Source organism: Cellulomonas massiliensis JC225 (assembly GCF_000312005.1).
Lineage (GTDB): Bacteria > Actinomycetota > Actinomycetes > Actinomycetales > Cellulomonadaceae > Cellulomonas > Cellulomonas massiliensis.
On sequence record NZ_HE978588.1, the window covers coordinates 660693 to 664230 of the forward strand.

Here is a 3538-nt window from a genome sequence, read left to right on the forward strand (position 1 = left end):
AGCGCTCCGCGTCCGGCTCCTCGCCGCCCGCCGCACCCGGCGTCGCCGGTGCCTGCGCGATGCCCGTGCCGAGCAGCTGCGTCGCCGAGGCGGGCGAGGTGCCCGTCGTCGCCGCCGCGGGCGCCGCGCCCGCGCGCTGCGGCGAGCCGCAGACGTTGCAGTACCCGTCCTCGTACGTCCCGGTGCAGCCGAGCTCGGCGCACGGGACGGCGGTGGTGGACGTGCTCATGAGGCCCCCTCGGGTCGGGCCGCGGCCCCGCCTCGCGGGAGGGGTCGCGTGAGGAACTCGTACTGCTCGACGAGGAACTGCGCGAGGACGACGTCGCACGGGGTCGCGTCGACGGCCGCGCGGGCCTCGTCGTAGCCGGATCGGACGGTCGGGGACGACGAGCGCCCGTGGGCGTCCGCCGTGTCGTGCAGGTTGTCCAGCCGGTAGCGCAGCTCCGCGCGCAGCCGCAGCGGCGCGGTGTACGCCTCCGCGACGTGGTCGAGCGCGCGGCGCACCGCCTGGAGCCGGTGCAGGTAGGTGTCGAGCGCCTCGCGGCCCTCGGGCGCCTCGCCGAGCCGGGAGACGTCGGGCACCGCGAGGCGGGGCGGGTTCACGATCTCCCGCCGGCACCGCTCCGCCAGCTCGTGCAGCGTCGGCTCGCGCGCCTCGAGCGCGGCGGCGAGCTCGGTGGCGTCCTGCCGGTGGCGCGCGAGCGTCGTCCGCTCCGACGCCTCGACGATCAGGTCGCGCTCGGTGCGGGCCACCTCCGCCTCGAGCTCCGCGAGCGGGCCCGAGACGTCCGCCCCGCGCGCCGTCTGCGCGACCATCGCCTGCTCGCGGTCGCGCAGGCGCGCGAGGCGCTCGCGGCCGGCGGCGTCGGCGCCGACGAGGTCCTCGCAGCGCACCAGCGCCGCGCGCAGCGCCCGCAGGCGCGCGACGTGGTCGGCCGTCGCCGGGTCGAAGGCGAGCCGGACCCGCAGCTGGCGGACCAGCGCGTCGCACAGGGTCACCGCCTCGACGAGCGACACGCCCGCCGAGCCCTCCGAGGGGTCGAGACGGCCCCAGATGAGGCGCGACATCCGCTCGCGCTCCACCTCGCCCACGCGGCCGGAGTCCCACGTCCGGACGAGCTCGTCGACGCGGGTGCGGATGAGCTGCCACATCGACAGCGCCAGGACGAGGTCGGACGTGTGCTGGTCCGGCGCCGTGGAGGCGCGCCCCGCCGCGTCGAGCCGGTCGAGCTCCGCCCGGCGGTCCCGCAGCCACGCGTCGAGCGCCGCGAGGTACGCGAGCAGCTCCTCGGCGGGGATCGCCTGGCCCAGCCGCCCGGGGGCGTCCGGGGCCTCGGGTCGGGTCGTCGTCACCGGCCGTACACCGACACCGGGGGCTCGGGGGCGTCGCCCAGCGGGGTGAGCCAGCGCTCGTAGCGCTGCGCCCACGTCCCGTCCTCCTTGGCGCGGTCCAGCACGGCGTTGACGTACTGGACGAGGTCGCGCCGGTCCGCGGCGACGCCGATGCCGTAGGGCTCGTCGCTGATCGCGTCGCCGACGACCTTCGCGTACGGGTCCTGCGCGGCGAACCCGGCGAGGATCGTGTCGTCGCCGGTGATCGCGTCCGCGCGGCCCTGCTGGAACAGCACGAGGCAGCCGGTGTGCGTCGGCGAGGGCACCGCCTCGACGTCGGGGAACTGCGCGAGCCGCTCGATCGTCGTCGTGCCCTCGGGCGCGCACACGCGGGCGCCGCCGAGGTCGGCGATGCCCGTCGCCGGCGAGTCCCGCGTCACGAGCACCTTCTGCCCCGCGTGCAGGTACTCCGCGCTGAACGCGATCGTCTCCCACCGCTCGCAGTTCATCGTGAACGCCCGCGCGACGAGGTCGACCTCGTGGCTCTCGAGCACGTCGAGCCGCTGCGCGGACGTGATGACGCGGAACTGGATGGCGTCCTCGTCGCCCAGCAGCTGCTTCGCGACGAGCCGCACCATGTCGATGTCGAAGCCCTCGATCCGCCCGGAGATCGGGTTGCGCGCGCCCATGAGCAGGGTGTCGGCCGAGACGCCGACGACGAGCCGCCCGCGCGCCTTGATGTCGCGGACCGACGCGCCGGGCCTCGACAGCGTGTCGGCGGCGGGCGCGTAGGACGTCGTCGCGAGGTTGCCGTCGTCGCACTGCGCCGGCTCCCCCACGGCCGCGGGCGCCACCCCGCCCAGGCGTGCGGCGCTCACCACGGCCGGCCCGGACGCCGGAGCCGGCGCGGCGCCGTCGCGGGACGCCAGGTAGGAGACGAACGCGAGCGTGCCGCCCGCCAGGATCAGCGCCGCGATGACGATGATCGCGACGATCCTCGTGCGCCGCTGGTTCATCGGTACTCCCTCAGCCGGACGGACAGACCTCGCCACGCGAACGCGGCGGCCACGAGGCCGGCGAGCAGCGACAGCCACCCGACCAGCACGGACGAGCGGCCGGAGCCCGACAGCTCGTCGTCGACCTGGGTGGCGCTCGCCGTGACGCTCGCGCGCGCCTGGTCGGAGAACGCCGTGAACGCCTCGCTGGAGGAGCCGGGCTCGGTGCTCGTCGCGAGCGCCACCGCGCCGTCCCAGTCGCCGCCGTCGTCGGCCGCCCGGATCTCCTCGTGCGCGGTCGTCCACGCCTCGAGCGCCGTCAGCAGCGCCGCGCCGTCGGTCGAGCCGCTGACCTGCTCGAGCCGGGTCCGCGCCTCCGCGACGTTCTTCTGGTACTGCTCCTCGTACGCCGCCCCGGAGCCGCGCTTGATGAGCGTGAACGACTCCATCGACCGGGCGTCGTTGACCAGGGCGTACGCCTGCGACACGTCGAGCGTGTCCTGGTACGGCACCGCACGGGTGCGGTGCGCCGCGCTCGCCGCACCGCCGAGCACGACCGCCCCGGCGCCGAGCGCGAGGACGACGAGCACCGTGGCGGTCAGCAGCCCGCGGTTGAGCCGGCGGTGCGTCCGGCGCGCGAGCCACACCTGCAGCCACACGAGGACGCCGACCGCCAGCAGCACGACGAGCATCAGCCAGGCCGCACGGTCGACGGCGCCGAACGACGACGAGACGCGCGCCGAGTTGGCGGAGACGACCTCGTCCAGCACCGGCAGCATCTGCTGGCGCAGCTCTGTCGACGCCTGGTCCAGGTACGCGGCGCCCACCGGGAAGCCCTGGCGGTTGTTCGCGCGCGCCTGCTCGACGAGGCCCGTGTACACCGTCAGGTCGGACGTCACGGTCCCGAGCTCGTCGGCGTCGCGGCCGTTGGCGCCCGCGCGTGCCGCGAGACCGTTCGCCGCGGCGTCCACCGAGGCGTCGTACTGCGCGCGCATCTGCGGCGGCTCGAGCCCGCCGACGAGGAACGCGTTCGTCAGCGTCGCGTCCGCCGCGACGAGGTCGTTGCGCACCTCCTGCACGCCGACGAGCTGACCGCCGTCGCCGGCCGCGTCCTCCAGCGCCTGCGACTGGCTGAGGCCCGCCGCCAGCCCCACGCCGCCCGCGACGAGGCACGCCAGCACGGCGGCGAGGCCCGCGAGCGCCAGGCGCCC

At 76.1% G+C, this 3538-nt stretch carries 3 protein-coding genes and 1 pseudogene; all 4 read right to left on the reverse strand.

Annotated elements, in window-relative coordinates:
• Nucleotides 1-229, reverse strand: a pseudogene (locus tag HGCM_RS19605) (hypothetical protein); the annotation flags it as partial.
• The gene (locus HGCM_RS03150; RefSeq protein WP_019135436.1) at nucleotides 226-1353 is read right to left on the reverse strand and encodes a hypothetical protein; all 1128 of its coding nucleotides are present in this window, start codon (nucleotides 1351-1353) and stop codon (nucleotides 226-228) included. The pseudogene HGCM_RS19605 and the gene HGCM_RS03150, both read right to left, overlap by 4 nt.
• On the reverse strand, nucleotides 1350-2348 hold the full coding sequence (locus HGCM_RS03155; RefSeq protein WP_019135437.1) for a glutamate ABC transporter substrate-binding protein: 999 nt from the start codon (nucleotides 2346-2348) through the stop codon (nucleotides 1350-1352). The genes HGCM_RS03150 and HGCM_RS03155 overlap by 4 nt, the downstream gene beginning before the upstream one ends.
• On the reverse strand, nucleotides 2345-3538 hold a 1194-nt coding region (locus HGCM_RS03160; protein ID WP_019135438.1), incomplete at its 5' end, for a GlnX family signal transduction membrane protein. The genes HGCM_RS03160 and HGCM_RS03155, both read right to left, overlap by 4 nt.

Bases quoted from the DNA above. Each gene is read 5' to 3' on its own strand.
- HGCM_RS03155 (WP_019135437.1), bottom strand. From the start codon at position 2,348: ATGAACCAGCGGCGCACGAGGATCGTCGCGATCATCGTCATCGCGGCG.